General features: G+C 68.7%; 18 protein-coding genes and 1 tRNA gene. 11 read left to right on the top strand and 8 right to left on the bottom strand.

Annotated features, from left to right (window positions below; all coding sequences use genetic code 11):
• The first annotated feature begins 165 nt into the window (after positions 1 to 165).
• Positions 166 to 238 (top strand) — tRNA-Arg (locus DFO65_RS07940).
• Positions 239 to 289: 51 nt separating this feature from the next.
• On the opposite strand, the gene DFO65_RS07935 is transcribed toward DFO65_RS07940, so the two are convergent.
• From DFO65_RS07935 to DFO65_RS07920, 4 genes are read right to left on the bottom strand one after another with little or no spacing between them, the layout of a single operon-like run.
• Positions 290 to 709 (bottom strand): ATP-binding protein, encoded by a 420-nt coding sequence (locus tag DFO65_RS07935; protein WP_181778667.1) that lies wholly within the window; start codon positions 707 to 709, stop codon positions 290 to 292.
• Positions 699 to 1,031, bottom strand: coding sequence for an STAS domain-containing protein (locus DFO65_RS07930; protein WP_113903870.1), 333 nt, complete (start codon positions 1,029 to 1,031; stop codon positions 699 to 701). Before DFO65_RS07930 ends, DFO65_RS07935 begins: the two co-directional genes overlap by 11 nt.
• Positions 1,028 to 2,980 (bottom strand): glycosyltransferase family 2 protein, encoded by a 1,953-nt coding sequence (locus DFO65_RS07925; RefSeq protein ID WP_113903869.1) that lies wholly within the window; start codon positions 2,978 to 2,980, stop codon positions 1,028 to 1,030. Before DFO65_RS07925 ends, DFO65_RS07930 begins: the two co-directional genes overlap by 4 nt.
• Positions 2,977 to 4,128, bottom strand: coding sequence for a PP2C family protein-serine/threonine phosphatase (locus DFO65_RS07920; protein ID WP_113903868.1), 1,152 nt, complete (start codon positions 4,126 to 4,128; stop codon positions 2,977 to 2,979). Before DFO65_RS07920 ends, DFO65_RS07925 begins: the two co-directional genes overlap by 4 nt.
• Before the next feature lie 363 nt (positions 4,129 to 4,491).
• On the opposite strand from DFO65_RS07920, the gene phnD reads away from it, so the two are divergent.
• Genes phnD through DFO65_RS07895 form a run of 5 tightly spaced genes read left to right on the top strand, consistent with a single transcriptional unit; the run spans position 4,492 to position 8,615 of the window.
• Entirely contained in the window at positions 4,492 to 5,415 is a 924-nt protein-coding gene (phnD, locus tag DFO65_RS07915; protein WP_113903867.1) for a phosphate/phosphite/phosphonate ABC transporter substrate-binding protein, read from the top strand.
• An 18-nt stretch (positions 5,416 to 5,433) separates the two neighbouring features.
• A complete protein-coding gene (gene phnC, locus DFO65_RS07910) occupies positions 5,434 to 6,336 on the top strand; it encodes a phosphonate ABC transporter ATP-binding protein (RefSeq protein ID WP_113903866.1) in 903 nt (300 codons plus the stop codon).
• Positions 6,323 to 7,165 (top strand): phosphonate ABC transporter, permease protein PhnE, encoded by an 843-nt coding sequence (gene phnE / locus DFO65_RS07905; protein WP_113903865.1) that lies wholly within the window; start codon positions 6,323 to 6,325, stop codon positions 7,163 to 7,165. Before phnC ends, phnE begins: the two co-directional genes overlap by 14 nt.
• Positions 7,162 to 7,968, top strand: coding sequence for a tyrosine-protein phosphatase (locus DFO65_RS07900; RefSeq protein ID WP_113903864.1), 807 nt, complete (start codon positions 7,162 to 7,164; stop codon positions 7,966 to 7,968). Before phnE ends, DFO65_RS07900 begins: the two co-directional genes overlap by 4 nt.
• A 5-nt stretch (positions 7,969 to 7,973) precedes the next feature.
• A complete protein-coding gene (locus DFO65_RS07895) occupies positions 7,974 to 8,615 on the top strand; it encodes a TetR/AcrR family transcriptional regulator (protein WP_220151260.1) in 642 nt (213 codons plus the stop codon).
• Positions 8,616 to 8,626: 11 nt separating this feature from the next.
• Here the strand turns inward: DFO65_RS07895 and DFO65_RS07890 are convergent, their stop codons facing one another.
• Positions 8,627 to 9,364 carry a DNA alkylation repair protein gene (locus DFO65_RS07890; RefSeq protein WP_113903862.1) on the bottom strand — a complete coding sequence of 246 codons (738 nt, stop codon included), beginning with the start codon at positions 9,362 to 9,364 and terminating at the stop codon, positions 8,627 to 8,629.
• Between the two features lie 102 nt (positions 9,365 to 9,466).
• Positions 9,467 to 10,888, bottom strand: a complete 1,422-nt coding sequence (gene argG, locus DFO65_RS07885) for an argininosuccinate synthase (RefSeq protein WP_113903861.1) — start codon at positions 10,886 to 10,888, stop codon at positions 9,467 to 9,469.
• Between the two features lie 353 nt (positions 10,889 to 11,241).
• Between argG and DFO65_RS07880 the strand changes: the two genes are divergently transcribed.
• Positions 11,242 to 11,751, top strand: a complete 510-nt coding sequence (locus tag DFO65_RS07880) for a GNAT family N-acetyltransferase (protein WP_220151253.1) — start codon at positions 11,242 to 11,244, stop codon at positions 11,749 to 11,751.
• Positions 11,752 to 11,789: 38 nt separating this feature from the next.
• Here the strand turns inward: DFO65_RS07880 and DFO65_RS07875 are convergent, their stop codons facing one another.
• Positions 11,790 to 13,202 carry an APC family permease gene (locus DFO65_RS07875; RefSeq protein WP_245940541.1) on the bottom strand — a complete coding sequence of 471 codons (1,413 nt, stop codon included), beginning with the start codon at positions 13,200 to 13,202 and terminating at the stop codon, positions 11,790 to 11,792.
• A gap of 199 nt (positions 13,203 to 13,401) precedes the next feature.
• Here DFO65_RS07875 and DFO65_RS07870 point away from each other — a divergent pair, with 199 nt between their 5' ends.
• The 3 genes from DFO65_RS07870 (at position 13,402) to DFO65_RS07860 (ending at position 15,413) form a co-directional block, all read left to right on the top strand.
• Positions 13,402 to 13,866: a DoxX family protein gene (locus DFO65_RS07870; protein WP_113903859.1), complete on the top strand. Its 465-nt coding sequence runs from the start codon at positions 13,402 to 13,404 to the stop codon at positions 13,864 to 13,866.
• Between the two features lie 114 nt (positions 13,867 to 13,980).
• Positions 13,981 to 14,724: a siderophore-interacting protein gene (locus DFO65_RS07865; protein ID WP_113903858.1), complete on the top strand. Its 744-nt coding sequence runs from the start codon at positions 13,981 to 13,983 to the stop codon at positions 14,722 to 14,724.
• 122 nt (positions 14,725 to 14,846) lie between these two features.
• A complete protein-coding gene (locus tag DFO65_RS07860) occupies positions 14,847 to 15,413 on the top strand; it encodes an isochorismatase family protein (protein ID WP_113903857.1) in 567 nt (188 codons plus the stop codon).
• A gap of 18 nt (positions 15,414 to 15,431) precedes the next feature.
• Here DFO65_RS07860 and DFO65_RS07855 read toward each other — a convergent pair whose 3' ends face one another.
• Positions 15,432 to 15,932, bottom strand: a complete 501-nt coding sequence (locus tag DFO65_RS07855; protein WP_113903856.1) for a winged helix-turn-helix transcriptional regulator — start codon at positions 15,930 to 15,932, stop codon at positions 15,432 to 15,434.
• Between the two features lie 60 nt (positions 15,933 to 15,992).
• On the opposite strand from DFO65_RS07855, the gene DFO65_RS07850 reads away from it, so the two are divergent.
• Positions 15,993 to 16,643 (top strand): dihydrofolate reductase family protein, encoded by a 651-nt coding sequence (locus DFO65_RS07850; RefSeq protein WP_113903855.1) that lies wholly within the window; start codon positions 15,993 to 15,995, stop codon positions 16,641 to 16,643.
• The last annotated feature ends 1 nt before the right edge of the window (position 16,644 follow it).

Genomic DNA, 16,644 nt, shown 5'->3' with positions numbered 1-16,644 from the left:
TTTCACTTCCTGGAGACGTCCGGCAGCCCCGGATTCGCCCTCACTCGCCGAGGCGGACGCGGCGTCGTCCGCGACTGTGGCCAAGCGCACGTCAGGGGAATTTGAGCTTCCGCGAACCCTGTGTGTATAGTTGATCGAGTTGCAGGGCAGAAGCCCGGGCGACATGCGCCACTAGCTCAACGGATAGAGCATCTGACTACGGATCAGAAGGTTGGGGGTTCGAATCCCTCGTGGCGCACCGAACGAAGCCCCTCGTCAGCCGGACCGGCTGGTGAGGGGCTTCTCTCATTCAGGATCGGCGCAGCAGACGAGCAAGTGCCCACTGGTTCCCGTTCGGACTCGACCGATGCTCCAGCGTGTCGAGCGCCTCCCGGGCCATCGCGAGCCCGCGGCCGCTCTCGGCGCCCGCTGCGGGCAGCGATATGCGGTCCCAGGGGATGTCGATGGGAGGTGCCGTATCGATCACCGACGCCCGGACCACCTCGGCGTCGATCGCTATGTCGACCGAGACGCGAACGGCCTCCGGGGCGGGGGAGTGCTGAGCGATGTTCGTGAGCACCTCCGTGAGCGCGAGCGTGAAGAGCGTGCGATCCTCCACTCCGACGAAGGTGCCCGCTCCCGCCCACAGGACATCCAGCTCGTCGAGCACTGAGTCGACGAATTCGAGAGTCGCGGTGCCGCGGGCGAGAACCGTGCCGTCATTGCCCATCGAAGGCCGAATCCGGCGTCTCATGGCAGCGGAGGACGCGGTCGAGGTTCGTCAGCCGGAGGACCGAGCGAACAGGGTCGGGAACCGCGGCGATGCGCAGATCACCGCCGGCGAGGCGCGCGTCCTTGAGGCTGCCGACCAGAGCCCCGAGTCCCGACGAATCGACGAATGACGCCTCGGCGAAGTCGATGACCACGCGGCTGGTGCCCTCTGCGATGAGCCGCTGGATGGTCTCGCGGAACCTCTTCGCGCCCGAGGCGGTGAGTCGGCCCTCGATCCCGACCACGGCGAAACCGTCGCGGATCGACGTGGTGAGTGTCATGGGCTCTCCTTCTCCCGATCCGGCCGGGCCGGACCACGGTAGTTCATGGCTTGGATGATGACGCTGAGCACGACGAGGTCATAGACGACCCAGACGGTGTTGATCAGGGTTCCGATGCCGTCCCCGACTCCGAGGATCACCCGGACGCCCCCGATCACCAGTGCCGCGACGAGGACGGCGAGGGCTGTCAGCTGCGGCCAGACGAGACGCCACGGCACTCCTCCCTCCTGGCGTCCGTCCTTCGGGGTGACGACGAATCCGAGCGGTCGCTTGAGCACGACATTGGCGAACGCCGTCCAGCAGGCGCGGATCCACACCGGGAAGAGTGCCAGCGAGTACTGCTGACCGCGCCATGTGCGCATTCCGCGGGCGACGACGAGGAAGAGGAGCTGGCTGGAGAGGAAGGCGGGGAGGAAATGGGCGAAGAAGTCGAGCGACCACGCGGTCACCGGCATCACCCCGGCCACGAGGTAGAGGACGGGGGCGATGAGGTAGACGAGAGCCGCGAAGCCGGACAGGTAGCTCCACATCGTGGAGAAGTACATGAGACGTTGGCCCGCCGAGAGCCCCCGCTTGACGAACGGGTTGTCGCGCAGCATGACCTGGATCGTGCCCTGTGCCCAGCGCAGTCGCTGGGCGAGCATCGTCCGCAGGCTCTCGGGAGCCAATCCGTGCGCGAGTACCTCGTGGTGGTAGACGCTGCGCCAGCCGTGGGCGTGAAGCTGCATGGCCGTGGCCATGTCCTCGGTCACCGAGATCGTCGCCAGCGGCAGGACCGGCTGCGCCTCGGTTCCGCGGTCGATGCGCAGTGCCTCGAGCAGACCCCGGATCGTCTCGACGGCTTCGAGCGGGGAGAGGTCGGCGAGCGCGAGCTCGTCGAGGCCCTGCTCGTCGACGATGACGGTGCCGAGTTCGGCGTCCCTGGCGATGGGGATCCGGGCGATGTCCTCGAGGTCGCTGCGGATCGACGCGAGATCACGGTCGACGAGGCGTGCGGCAGCTCCGTCGATCGCGCGCCGGACGTCGAAGGTGATGTCCGCGACGGGCTCGCCACGGCGGATGGCCCGCCGGGCCGCGGCGATCGTCGCCCGCAGACCCGCGAGCTCCTCGTGCAGTTGGGGGTCGGTGCACGTCCGGAGCTCTCGGCCGAGCAGCGAATGAGAGGCGCGCAGGGCCATGAGCGTCGAGTCCGAGACTTCGCGGACATAGCCGACGATTCCCAGCTGCATGAGGGCCTCGCGCCGGAGGACGGCGTTCGACCCGCAGAAGAAGGCGGCGTTCCACCCGTCCTTGCCCTGCTGGATCGGACCGTAGAAGAGCGGGGCCTGGCTGCCGAGGGGGTCGGCCTCGTCGACATTGGAGAACCACTGCGGGGTCTGCACGAGGGCCACCTGGTCATCGTCGGCGAAGTACCCCAGGGTGCGGTCGAGGATGCGAGGATCGGGCACCTGATCGGCATCGAGGATGAGGAGGAACTCGCCCTCGGTGGCGAAGAGCGCGTTGTTGAGGTTCCCCGCCTTCGCGTGGCGCGGCTTGCCGGTCCAGTCCTCCGAACGCCGGATGTAGCCGACGCCCGCCTCCTGCGCTGCCCGCTCGAGCTGGGGCCTGTTGCCGTCGTCGAGGATCCACGTCGTGTGCGGGGGGCTGATGCCGAGGGCCGCGCGGGCGGTGGCCATGACGAGCGGGATCGGCTCATCGTAGGTGGTGATGAGCACGTCGACGGTGCCTGTGGGCCCATGCCTCGGCGGGGGACGATCCCGGGCCCGCCACATCGTCAGGCAGAACAGGCAGGTGTCGATGAGGCTGTAGGTCTCGGCGAGCGCCAGGGGAACGGCGATCCACGCGGACTCCCAGTTGATCGACTCCGCCCATCGCCAGACGATGTAGTTGACGCCGAGGATGACGGCGAGAACCGCGCAGACCCTGACGGCCGCGAAGCGCGCAGTCACGTCTCACGCCGAACGACGATAACGGTGACGTCGTCGATGGCGGAGTCCGTCCGGGCCAGTCGCAGGGCCTCGTCGACGGCGCCCTGCGGACCGCGCCTCGCGAGGACCTCGGCGACCTGGCTGAACGGATCCACCGGGTCGAGGACGTCGAGCAGACCGTCGCTGCAGCACAGGAAGGCGTCCCCGGGCCCCAGCGTCGTCGTCATCGGCCGGCGTTCGTCGTCGGTCATTCCCATTCCCAGGGGCAGGCCGGTCGAGCGCAGGTGGACCCAGTCGCCGTCCGCGCGGAGGATGAAGGCGAGGCTGTGGCCGGCATCGACGATGTCGAGCGTCCCTGAGTCGATGTCGATCCGGGCAAGGACCGCGGTGACGAACATGGTCATGTCGGCGAGGTCGTCGATGAGCAGACGATCCGCCTCGGCGACCGCTTCCGACAGGGGCCGGTCCGGTTCCGTCCGCAGGGAACCGCGCGCGGTCGCTGCGACGAGCGCAGGACCCGTTCCCTTGCCCATCGCATCCGCGAGGGTGATCCGCAGCGAGTTCCCCTGCAGGGACAGATCATAGAAGTCGCCGGTGAGCTGACGGTGCGCCACCGCCCCTGCCGCGATCGAGAAGCCCGGCACCTCCGGATGCTGCCGTGGTCGCAGGGTCCTCTGGATGAGCGCCGCCTGGTCGAGTTCGTCATCCTTGGCGATCTCGGTCTGCACCCAGAGGGCGAGATCCTCGAGCAGGCTCTTCTGCGCCTCGTCGAACTGCCGAGGCCGGACATCGACGATGCACAGCGTGCCGATCGGCTCGCCGCCGGGGGCGCGCAGGGGATGGCCGGCATAGAAGCGGACGTTGGGATCGTCGACGACGTAGGGGTTGGCCGCGAAGAGCTGGGATCGCGTCGCATCCTCGACGATGAGAGGGGCGTCGGCCTTGACCGATTGATTGCAGAACGAATGCTCGCGGGGGAACTCGTTGGTGCCGAGGCCGATCTGCGATTTGCTCCACTGCCGGTCCCTGTCGATGAGGGAGACGCTCACCATGGGGACGCCGAAGGCCTCCTGCGCGAGCCGGGCGATGCGGTCGACCCGTTCGTCCGGCGGGGTGTCGAGGACGCCGAGAGCGTCCAAGGCATCCTGCCGTCGTCGCTCATCGACCATGCGTTCCTCCGCACCTCTCGGTTGCTCGTCATCCTAGTGAAGCCCGCGAGAGGCCGTCAACCCACCGGAGGGCCCTCGTGCGGCTGTGACCAGGCAATCCATCGCCGAGGTGGTTCCTCGGGAGCAGGCTGATCGATGCTCCCGCCCGGCTCGGGCGACAGGCCATGCACCGAATCCGGACACCGACCCCTCTCGGCCGGTCCCGCGTCGACCCCTCGGCGTCCGATTCACCGACTGTTCAAACGCGGTTCGAGTTCCGGTACACCGGTCTCGTAATTCCCCGTCACCTTCTCCCGGTCAACTGATGACATCGCCGCTCGCCCCCGCCGCCCGGCGACAGAACTCTCGTTGAAAGGTCACCTCATGCGCTCTCGCGCTCACTACGCAGCCGCCCTGCTCGGCCTCGGCGCACTCGCCCTGTCCGCCTGCTCCGGCCCGGCCTCGGCCGAAGGCCCGGACAAGAACGATCCGAACGCCCCCATCACCATCGCCACCACCTCGGTGGGCGAAGACCCCACTGCCGAGAACCCGGCCGAGGCCCTCGCCGCCCTGCTCTCCGAGGAGACCGGCCGCGAGGTCGAGATCGTCGACGTCCCCGACTACTCGGCGGTCGTCGAGTCGCTGCGCAACCACCACACGGACATCGGGATGATGAGCGGATTCCCCTCCGCGCTCGCCGTGAGCACCGGCGAGGTCGATTCCCTCGTCGCGTGGCCCGGGGACCAGAAGCCCGTCTCGACCTGCCTCGTGCTCGAGGGCTCACCGCTGAAGTCCCTCGAGGACATCACCCCGGAGACGGTCGTCGCCTTCGCCGACCCGGCCTCGAGCTCGGGCTACTTCATGCCCGTCGGCATGCTCCACGACGCCGGACTGGAGAAGGACAAGGACTACACGCCGATGATCTCCGGCGGCCACGACATGAGCAACATGGCGCTCAAGGAGGGGCAGGTCGACGTCTCCTGCACCTCGACGATCTTCCCCGGGAAAGCCGGCCAGGGCGACCCGATGTTCCCGTTCGAGAAGGGGGAGACCCGGTCGATCGGCGAGAGCGGGCCGATGCCCGTGGCGGTGTCGATGCTCGCCGACCAGAACCTCGCCGCGGACAAGCGTGAGGCGCTGCTCGACGCACTTCCCGAGGTGATCTCGGAGAAGAACGGCGACCGCCTGCAGACCTTCGTCGACGCCACCCAGGGCTCCGAGCCGATCCTCGAACCCTCCGACGAGATCTACCAGCCGTTCGTCGATCTCGCGAAGGTCGCCGACGTCGAGATCGCCGACCTGGGCTGAGGGACCGGAATGACTGCGATGACCACCTCAGGTACGCCCGGTCGGTCGACCTCCCCGCGGGTCCCCGCCACGACCCCCGTCCAGGCGAGCGACCCGGATGCGTCCACCACTCCCGCCGAGGTGACGGCCCCGACCACCGCTGAACTGCGCCGCCTCCTGCCCCTCGTCACCGTCAGGGACCTCGCCGTCTCCTACGGCACCGGCCCGATCGTCCTCGACGGCGTCGACCTCGACCTCTTCCCCGGTGAGATGGTCGCTCTGCTCGGCTCGTCCGGATCGGGGAAGTCGACCCTGATGAAGAGCCTCACCGGCTTCGCCCCGATCACCTCGGGGTCCGTCCGGGTCGTCGGCGTCGACATGACGAACCTGCGCCGCGGTCAGCTGCGCGAGGTCCGCTCCTCGGTGGGGCAGGTGTTCCAGAGCTTCAACCTCGTCGGTCGCCTCAGCGTGCTGACGAACGTCCTCACGGGAGCCCTGCACCACGCGGGACCGCTCAACCTCCTCGGCGGCTTCACCTCCGCCCACCGGAGACGCGCACTCGACCTCCTCGAGAGGGTCGGCATCGCGCACAAGGCGAAGGACGAGGCCCGCTCGCTCTCCGGCGGTCAGCAGCAGCGGGTCGCCATCGCCCGTGCGCTCATGCAGGAGCCGAAGCTCATCCTCGCCGACGAACCCGTCGCCTCCCTCGACCCGACGATGTCCCGGTCGGTGCTCGAACTCCTCCACGAGATCGCCCGCGAGGACGGGATCCCGGTGCTCGTCAGCCTCCATGTCCTGCCGCTGGCACTGGCGCACTCCGACCGCATCGTCGGTCTCCGCGACGGACAGGTGCTGATCTCGGCACCGACGAGCCGGCTGGCGCCGGCCGATCTGCAGGGCATCTACGCCCATGACGAGGAGGCCGCCGATGTCGACGCGTGAAGCCACCCGCACCCGGACCGAGTCGTCGGCAGCACTTGATCCCCGGGACCGCCTGCGCCTGGAGCGCACGGTCAACGTCCCCCGCGCCCGGTTCCTCCTTGGACTGCCGGTCGCCGCGGTGATCCTCCTGTGGTCGTTCGTCGGCGCGGAGTTCGACTTCGCCGAGCTCTCCGCGGGCGCGGTGAATATGGGGGACTTCCTGTCCCAGATGTTCCCTCCCACATGGGACAAGCTGCCGACCATCGTCGAGCTGCTCGTCGAGACCCTGCAGATGGCGATCGTCGGGACCGTCCTCGGCGCGGTCCTGTCCCTCATCGTCGCCTTCGGCGCGGCCTCGACCATCGCCCCGAAGTGGCTGTACTACCCGACGCGTTGGCTGATGAACGTCATCCGCTCCCTGCCGGACCTCGTCTTCGCGCTGATGTTCGTCTCCGCAGTCGGGCTGGGCCCGTTCGCCGGCATCCTCGCGATGACGATCGGCTCCATCGGCTCGATCGGGAAGATCTTCGCCGAGGCGATGGAGGCCGTCGACCGCGGACCGGTCACGGCGATGGAGGCAGTCGGTGCCTCGAAGCGCCAGATCATCCACTACGGGATCGTTCCGCAGGCCTCCCCGATGCTCGTCTCCTACACCCTGCTCCTGTTCGAGGGCAATGTCCGCGGGGCGACGATCCTCGGCATGGTCGGCGCCGGCGGCATCGGCCTCGAACTCACCACCGCGATGCGCATGTACGACTACGGTCACCTCAGCGCCATCGTCATCTGCATCATCGTGCTCGTCACCGTCATCGACCAGGCGAGCGCCATCATCCGAAGGAAGATCACATGAGCACCGTCGACGCCCCCTCGCGAGAGATCCCCGTCGTCACCGAGACCGCCGTGGGCATTTCCCTCTCCGCGCCCGTCAACCTCCGCGACCTCGGCGGCATCCCGGTCCGGGGCGGAGTCATCCGCACCGGGTTCGCGATCCGGGCCGATGACCTCTCCACCGTCACCGAGGAGGCGGCGGCCGACCTCGTCGCCGGCGGGCTGAGTGCCGTCATCGACCTGCGCTCTCCCGCCGAGGTGGCGCTGACCGGGCGCGGCCCGTTCAGCGCCCACGGAACCGTGAGCTACCACCACGTGCCGTTCCTCACCAGCATCGGGGCGGCCGCGTCGTCCGGTGACCCGTTCGACCAGAGCACCTTCGGCCGCCTCTACCAGCGGATGTACCGCCGGGCGGCGCCTCAGATCGTGTCCGCCCTGGCGATCATCGCCCACTCGCGCGGCACCGTGGCCTTCCACTGCGCGGCGGGCCAGGACCGCACAGGGGTGCTCGCCGCCTCGCTGCTGCTCGCGCTCGGAGCGGATCCCCAGGTCATCGTCGCCGACTATGTGCGCACCGGTGAGAACTCCGATGCCATCCATCGGCGGATTCTTCCTGTCATCGGCGAGCTGATGCGGGGTCAGGGGTTCGACCTCGACCCGGCTGCTCGTGCCGCCGTCCGGAAGGAGTTCTCCCCGGCACCCATGCTCGAACTCCTGGAGAGCCTGTCCGCGGACGGGGAGGACCCGCTCGACCCGGTGCGCGAAGCCGGGCTGAGCGAGGGACTGATGGACCGGCTGAGCGAGCGGGCCCTGGAGCGGCCGTGACGTCGATGACCCTGGTCGCTGACGCCTCGGCGCGGCGCCGACCCGGACGGCCGCGGGACGAGGACCTCGATGAGCGCATCATCGCAGCGACCCTGCGGCGCGTCGACGCGGGGGAGGCCGTCACGGTCTCCCGGATCGTCGCCGACAGCGGAGTCAGCCGGTCTGCGGTCTACCGGCGATGGCCGTCACTGACGGCGCTCATCGCCGCGGCCCTCGACAGCGGTCGGGTGGTGCCGACGGTCGTCGGCTCCCGGACGGATCTCAAGGAGTCGATCCTCGACGCGATCCTCGGGCCGGTGGAGTCTCAGCGGCCGTACGAGGAGCGGTTCCGGCAGCGGATCCGCCTCGTCATGTCCGACCGGGGCCTGCAGAAGGAGTACTGGTCGGCCCACGTCGCCAAGCGCCGCGTCCCGATCGAGGAGGCGATCCGGGAGGGGATCGAGCGGGGGGACCTGCGTGCCGACCTCGATGTCGCGGCCTGCTTCGACGCCATCGCCGGGGCGATCTATTACCAGTACGTCGTGCGCGGCGAGAGCCTCTCCGAGCAGTCGACCCGGGACCGCGTCCGGGCGGCGATCGAGATCATCTGGCGCGGGATGCTGTCCCAGGGGATGAATGGGAGTGCGGCCGAGCACGAGCACGGCTGAGCCACGCACCGTCAGCGTGCGGCGAGCACCGCCTCACGCTGTGCGGACGACAGGTGCTTGACCGCTTCCCGCAGTGTCACCCCTGATGCCCGTTGTGCTCGGGGCAGCAGCCAGTCACAGACGATGTCCGGCCGCCTCCGCCCGGTGTCCCGGAGCACCCAGCCGATCGCCTTGCGGATGAAGAACTCCCTGTCCTCGAGCATGGCATCGGCGAACCGGCCGAAGCGCTCGAAGTCGCCTCGGCCCTGCCGCAGCGGGACGAGGTGGGCCAGCAGAGCCGACCGGCGGATCCAGAAGTCGTCATCGTCGGCCCAGCGCTCGAGGATCCGATCGAAGCCGTTGTCGCGCTCGGACAGCGGACCGACGAGGTCCACGGCGAGCGGATCCACGAGAGCCCAGGTGCGCGCCTCGCGAAGCAGCCTTTCGATGAGCCCGGCGTCCCCGGCGCCGAGGTGGTCCGCCGACTGGATGAGCACCATCGTCGCCGCAGTGCGCCGTTCATGCACGGGCCGGACCGGCGGCCTGCTGGGCGCTGCCCACAGAGCCTCGGCGAGTGCGCTGACATCGTCATGATCGAGGTCCGCGCCGCGGATCGCGGTGCGAACGACGGCCCGGGTCTCCGGCACGGAGACGCCGTAGTGGTCGAGCTCGCTCCTCAGGTAGGCACGCTCCCTGACCGCGCGCTCAGCGCTCCCGCGCGAGCGCAACTCCCGGTCGATCGCCTCGGCGAGGGCATTCGCGTCCGTCATGGGTCGATCTTCTCACCGTCGTGAGTGGTCCGACGGCTCGGAACGGGCAAGGCCGCGGGCTTGGGCGAGTGCGCCCGAGCCCGCGGCCGTGCCGCGAGAGGCTCAGTCGGTGCCGGCGTCGAAGGCGGCGGAGAGACCGGCGCGGTCGCTCGCGGCGTCGACGTCGACGGGGGAGCTCGCGATCTCCTCGGCGCCGCCGGCCTCGAGCGAGCCGACGAGCTCCGAAGTCGGTCCCGAGACGAGGCCCATCGCCGCGTACTGCTCGAGGCGGGCACGGGAGTCGGCGATGTCGAGGTTGCGCATCGTCAGCTGCCCGATCCGGTCCTCGGGGCCGAAGGCGGCGTCGCCCACGCGCTCCATCGACAGCTTCTCCGGGTGGTAGCTGAGGTTGGGGCCGGTGGTGTCGACGATCGTGTAGTCGTCGCCGCGGCGCAGACGCAGGGTGACCTCGCCGGTGATCGCCGAGGCGACCCACCGCTGCATCGATTCGCGGAGCATGAGCGACTGCGGGTCGAGCCAGCGTCCCTCGTACATGCGGCGGCCGAGGCGGCGGCCCTCCTCGTGGTAGAGGGCGATGGTGTCCTCGTTGTGGATCGCGTTGAGCAGGCGCTCGTAGGTGACGTGGAGCAGGGCCATGCCGGGAGCCTCGTAGATGCCGCGCGACTTCGCCTCGATGATCCGGTTCTCGATCTGGTCCGAGACGCCCAGGCCATGGCGGCCGCCGATCTCGTTGGCCTTGAAGACCAGGGCCACGGGGTCGTCGAAGACCTCGCCGTTGATGGCGACCGGACGACCGGCCTCGAAGCGGACGGAGACCTCTTCCGTGGCGACCTCGACGTCGTCGCGCCAGGCGGCCACCCCCATGATCGGCTCGACGATGTCGAGGCCGGTGTTGAGGAACTCGAGGCTCTTCGCCTCGTGGGTCGCGCCCCAGATGTTCGCGTCGGTCGAGTAGGCCTTCTCCGCGGAATCGCGGTAGGGGTAGCCGTGGGCGACGAGCCATTCGCTCATCTCCTGCCGGCCGCCGAGCTCCTCGACGAACTCCGAGTCGAGCCAGGGCTTGTAGATCCGCAGCTTCGGGTTGGCCATGAGGCCGTAGCGGTAGAAGCGCTCGATGTCGTTGCCCTTGTAGGTCGACCCGTCGCCCCAGATGTCGACGCCGTCCTCCTTCATCGCGCGCACGAGCATCGTGCCCGTGACCGCGCGGCCCAGGGGCGTCGTGTTGAAGTAGGTCTTGCCGCCGGAGCGGACGTTGAACGCGCCGCACTGGAGGGCGACGAAGCCCTCCTCGACGAGGAGGCGCTTGGCATCGACGAAGCGCGCGATCTCCGCACCGTACTCCTTCGCGCGGGCGGTCACTCCGTCGAGATCGGGCTCATCGTACTGGCCGATGTCCGCGGTGTAGGTGCAGGGAACGGCTCCCTTGTGGCGCATCCACGCGACCGCGCAGGAGGTGTCCAATCCGCCGGAGAAGGCGATTCCAACATGTTCCCCGATGGGGAGAGAAGACAGTACTTTCGACATGATCCTCAGCCTACTGCCCGGGTGTGGCTCATGTCGCACCGGAACCGGCACCTGAGACCAATTGTTATGCATATCACCGAATGTTTATGCATGGTGGGCGGGTTGGCGTTGTGGCGGCAGGGTGGCGAGTGGCAGCCGCGGTCGCCGTGGCCGGTCGGCGTGACACCGTTGCCCCACTTCGGCACGCGAGCCCCTGGTGCGGGAGGGCCCGGCGTGCCGAAGTGGGGCAACGGCTGTCGCGAAGTGGGGCCGGCGCCACGAAGTGGGGCAGGCGCCCCGGGGCGGGGCAGGCGCCCCGGAGTGGGGAAGCCGGAGGCCGGTGCTCACCGGCGGCGCGTTGGTAGAGTCGAATCGTGCTCAACGACCACATCATCGTCCGCCCCGAAGCGCCTTCCGACATCTCCGCGATCCGCTCGGCCACCGACTCCGCCTTCGACCGGCCCGACGAGTCCGCGATCGTCGACGCCCTGCGAGGCTCCGATTCGTGGCTGGACCTTTCGTACGTCGCGGTCGACGAGAGCCGATCGTCGGCGGTCATCGCCCATGCCATGCTCACGCGCTGCCGCGTCGGCGACGCCGCGGGAGTCTGCCTCGCGCCCTGTTCGGTGCTTCCGAGTCACCAGCGCAGCGGCGTGGGCGGTGCGGTGATCGAAGCGCTCCTCGCCGAGGCGGCCCGCCGCGACGAGGACTTCGCCGTCGTTCTCGGCCACCCCGGGTACTACCCGCGATTCGGCTTCCTCCCTGCCTCGACATTCGGCATCAGCCTGCACGTCGATGTCCCCGACGAGGCGCTGATGGCGATGCCCCTGACCGGCGAGGTGCCCGCCGGCGCTCTTCGCTTCGCCCCCGAGTTCGGCGTGTGAGAGTGCTGCCCGTCCGCGCCACCCGATGATCGGGCCGCTCAGCGTGAGCGGTGAGAGCGGATCGCCTCGGCGACGGCAACGGCGTCGCCCTCGGGAGCGTCGGACTTCCGATCCGGTCGGGCGCCGACGAGATAGACCAGGCCGACGGCGAGAACGACGACGAGCCCGATGAGGACGATGTAGTCGGCGACGAAGTCCCCGGACGTGCCCGGGCGGGCCAGGAGGATCATGGCGAAGATCCCGTAAGCCAGGGCCAGGACGTTGACGATGAGGCCCCAGCCGCCCAGCGACCACGGTCCGGCGGGCTTCCACCCCCGGATCCGCTGCCGCAGCGCCCCGAGCACCACCATCTGGAAGGCCAGATAGATGCCGAGGATCGCGAACGAAGTGACCGCCACCAGGATTCCGTCGTTCAGCCAGATGAGCACGCAGATGAGCGCCGGTGCGGTGCAGGCGACGATGAGGGCGTTGCGGGGAACCTTCGTGGACTCGGTGACATGGGCGAGCCAGCGGTGCCCGGGCATCATGCCGTCGCGGGCGAAGCTGAAGATCAGACGCGACGCGGCCGCCTGCAGGCTGAGCACGCAGGAGATGAAGGCGGTGAGCGCGACGAGGAGGAAGATCTTCGCCCCCGTCGTGCCCAGACTGCCCTCGAGGATCGCAGGAATCGGATCGACCACCTCGCCCGCCACGATGGCGTCGAGGTCGGGCGCGGCGAGCACGTAGCCGCCGAATGAGAACAGGGCGGAGACCGCGCCGACGAGAATCGTCATGATCATTGCCCGGGGGATCCGCCGGGCCGGGTTCGACACCTCTTCCGCGACATCTCCGCATGCCTCGAATCCGTAGAAGAGGAACAACCCGGCGACGGCGGCGCCCATGAACGCGGAGACGTAGCTGCCCTCGCCTGCAGTGCCCATGGCGTCGAAGAAGACCGTGAAGCTGTGCTTTCGTTCGAAGAGGAGAAGGAACAGGCCCAGGCCGATGACGCCGATGAGCTCGGCGAAGAGTCCGATGCGGGCGATGCGGGCCAACCACTTGGTGCCGCTGAAGTTGATTGCCAGGGCCAGTACGAGCAGCGCCAGCGCCAGGACCAGGGTGACGTTCTTCGTCAGCTCCAGGCCGAACAGGCTGGCGACGAATCCTGAGCCGAATTCCGCCACCGAGGTGATGGTGACGATGAGCGCGCAGATGTACACCCACGCCGCCATCCATGCGTAGCGCTTGCCCCACAAGCGGCGAGCCCAGGGGTAGATGCCGCCGGCGATGGGGAACTGGGACACCACCTCGCCGAAGACGAGGGCGACGAGCATCTGACCGCCGGCCACGATGACGATCCACCACATGGAGGGCGGGCCGCCGGTCGAGAGGGCGACGGCGAGGAGGGAGTACACACCCACGAGGGGCGAGAGGTAGGTGAAGCCGAGGGCGAAGTTCGCCCACAGGCTCATCGACCTGTCCGGCGCCGGTCGGCTGGGCGGACGGCGCGGGATCGCTCCGAGGCAGCGACTCCTCTCGCCCTCCTGCTCTGACCAGGGGAGCGCCCTCAGGGAGGAACTCCTGCGCATTGAGCGGGGCAGGGGTGTGCGTTAGGCTCGGAACTCGTTCACGCGGCTCAGGACCGCAAGCGCCTTCGCGAAGGAGAGACACATGGCAATCGGCTCAGCTCTGCTGCAGGCCACAGGTCGGATGCTCACCGCGCCGATCTTCATCAGCGGAGGATATTCCGCGCTGACCCAGCCGGGAGGCAGGGTCGAGGCGGCGGGGCCGACCCTCGACACCATGCGCGAGTACCTGCCGTTCCTGCCCGACGACGATGAGCTCCTCGTCCGCGCCAACGGTGCGCTTCAGCTCGCGGCGGGCACGGGCCTGCTGCTCGGGATCAAGCCGCGGGTCTCCGCTCTCGCTCTCGCGGCGTCCCTGGTGCCGACGACGCTGGCCGGTCACGCCTTCTGGGAGATGGGCGAGGAGGACGCGGCCGTGCACAAGACCCACTTCTCGAAGAATGTCGCCGCGCTCGGAGGGCTGCTCCTCGTCGCAGGAGCCGATGTCGGGAAGAAGGCCGCGCAGAAGGCTGCGAAGAAAGCCGCGAAGAAGGCCTCCCGGCAGTCCTGAACCGGAACACACCGCCCGGCGGCTCCGACCCCAGCGCCGCGAGAGCCGCGACCCGGCTGCAGTGCTGTAGGTTAGGCATGGCTAAGTAAGCACGGTCAACCGAGCGGGAGCATCATGGTCAACTGGCAGCGCGGAGTCATGCGCCTCATGCGCATCACCAACCATGAGGTCGTCGTGACGGGCATCGAGGACTTCACCGAGCACTACCGGCGGATCCGCTTCAACGGTCCCGAGCTGCTGTCCGAGCTCGACGAGGTGTTCCCGACTCTGTGGGTGCGGCTGTGGTTCCCGCACCCCGAGAAGGGGGAGGGGCACGTCAGTCAGCGCGGGTACACGTTCGTCGACATCGATCTCACGTCCGGGGACTTCAGCCTCGATTTCGTCCTCCACGGCGACGAGGGCCCCGCGGCCAGATGGGCCGCCACCGCCACTCCGGGCACACGGATCGAAGCGGCGCTCACTCCCGCCCGGATCGACCTGCCGGGGACGACGAACCACCTCGTCCTCGCCGGCGATCTCACTGCCCTGCCGGCGATCAACTCATGGCTGGAGACGGTCCCGGATGAGGTCAGGATCACCGCTGTGATCGAAGACAGGATCTCCGACGGATCAGGCCTGCCTGCCGTCGACCATCCCGGCCTCGAGCGGACATGGATCCGAGCGGGGAGTCGGCCGGGCGTCGCGCTCGCCGAGCACCTGCGCGCGCTCGACCTGCGCAGCGAGGGGCTCTACGCCTGGGCCGCCGGCGAGAAGGGCCTGATCAAGAACGTCCGCACGGTGCTGCGGAATGATCTCGGGCTGAAGAGGGATCAGCACTTCTCCCAGTTCTACTGGTTCGAGGGCAAGCCGACCGGTTGACCCGGGCGCCGAGCAGTCCGCAAGCCGAGGTCCGGCGCCGGTCCAGGGCTGTTCGACGTGAACCCGCCCCGGATGGCCGAACGCACTCTGACAGCCGTGGCGATCGCGCCTATGCTCGAGCCATGGCGAAAGCACTACTCATCGTGGACGTTCAGAACGACTTCACCGAGGGCGGAGCCCTGGCGGTCGCCGGCGGCGACGACGTCGCCGCGACGATCACCCGGTTCCTGGCCGCCGAGGCCGACCGCTACGACGCCGTCATCGCCTCTCGCGACTGGCATGACGGCGACAACGACAACGGCGGACACTTCAGCGACGACCCCGACTTCATCGACACATGGCCGGTCCACTGCGTCGCGGACACGGACGGAGCCGACTACGACCGCCTCCTCGACACCCGAGCGATCACCCACCACGTGAGGAAGGGGCAGGGGATCCCTGCCTACTCGGCCTTCGAGGGGACGACTGAGACGGGGCAGCGCCTCGGCGACCTCCTCGATGATCTCGGCATCGCCGAGGTGGACATCGTGGGAATCGCCACCGACCACTGCGTCCGCGCCTCGGTCCTCGACGCGCTCGCCGGCGGACGGTCGGTGCGCGTGCTCGGTCGCATGGTGGCGGGAGTCGGCGTCGAATCGAGCGCGCGGGCGATCGAGGAGATGCGGTCCGCCGGCGCCGAGATCGCCTGAATCGGCACCTCGGCGAGCTCAGTCTCCGGTCACCTCGGCGTAGGCGATCTCCAGCCTCTCCAGCGGACCGGGCCCCGTCCTCTCGGGCGCCGGCGCGCCGAGGTGGCGGACGCGGAGTTCGTCCATGAGCTCGGCGACGAACGCCGGTCCTTCGGTGCGCATGAGCTCCTGGCGGATGCGGAGTTCAGGGGTGCCCTCCCGCCAGTCGAGTCCCCAGTTGCCGAGGGCGAAGAGGATGGGAAGCGTCTGGATTCCCGACTCCGTCAGGCTGTAGCGGGCCCTCCGTCCACGACCCGTCTCCTCTTTCGTCAGGATCCCTGCGGCAACGAGGCGTTTGAGCCTGTCGCTGAGGATGTTCGAGGCGATCCCCTCGAGTGACCCGTTGAGCAGCTCGCGGAAGTGGCGGCGGTCTCCGAAGATGATGTCGCGCAGGACGATGAGCGACCAGCTGTCGCCCAGCGCCTCGACCGCCGCGTTGATCGCGCAGCCCGACCGTGGTTCTCCCGAACTCCTTGACACTCGTGGCCCTCCCGTCTAGCTTAGTGATTGCATTCTACAATCACTTCGAAGGAGAAGGAAATGTCTGTCGTGCGAGTCGATCTCAATGTGTCCGTCGACGGAGTGGGAATTCCCGGGGACTGGACTCCCGACGACCCTTTCGGGAAGGACTGGACGACGCTGACCAAGGCATTCGCCGCGACGAGGACGTTCCGCGAGCGAGTCCTCGGCGAGACCGAGGGCAGGGGGACGACCGGGATCGACGACAAGTATGCGAAGGCCTCGTTCGAGGGAGTCGGTGCGGAGATCATGGGGGCCGGGATGTTCGGACTCCATCTTCACCGCGACGACCCCGACTGGCGAGGCTGGTGGGGAGCCGAACCGCCGTTCAGGTGCCCGGTGTTCGTCCTCACCCACGAGGAGCGCCCGGATCTGGAGATGGAGGGCGGAACCACGTTCCACTTCCTCTCGGCCGAGCCCGCCGAGGTTCTCGAGCGCGCCCGAGAGGCCGCGGGTGACGAGGACGTGCGGATCGGCGGAGGACTCGATGTCGTGAGGACGTTTGCGAAGGAGCGGCTCATCGACCGACTGCACATCGCGATCGCCCCATATGTCCTCGGCGACGGCGAGCGCCTGTGGGACGGACTGCGAGGCTTCGAAGAGGGCTACACCGTCTCCGGTGAGGTCGCCGAGAGCGGAACGATCCACCTGACGTACTCCCGGCGGGCCTGAG

The sequence above is a fragment of the Brevibacterium sanguinis genome, from assembly GCF_003315415.1.
Lineage (GTDB): Bacteria > Actinomycetota > Actinomycetes > Actinomycetales > Brevibacteriaceae > Brevibacterium > Brevibacterium celere_A.
Note: the sequence above shows the minus strand (reverse complement) of the source record. Positions and strands in the feature narration are given on the sequence as shown.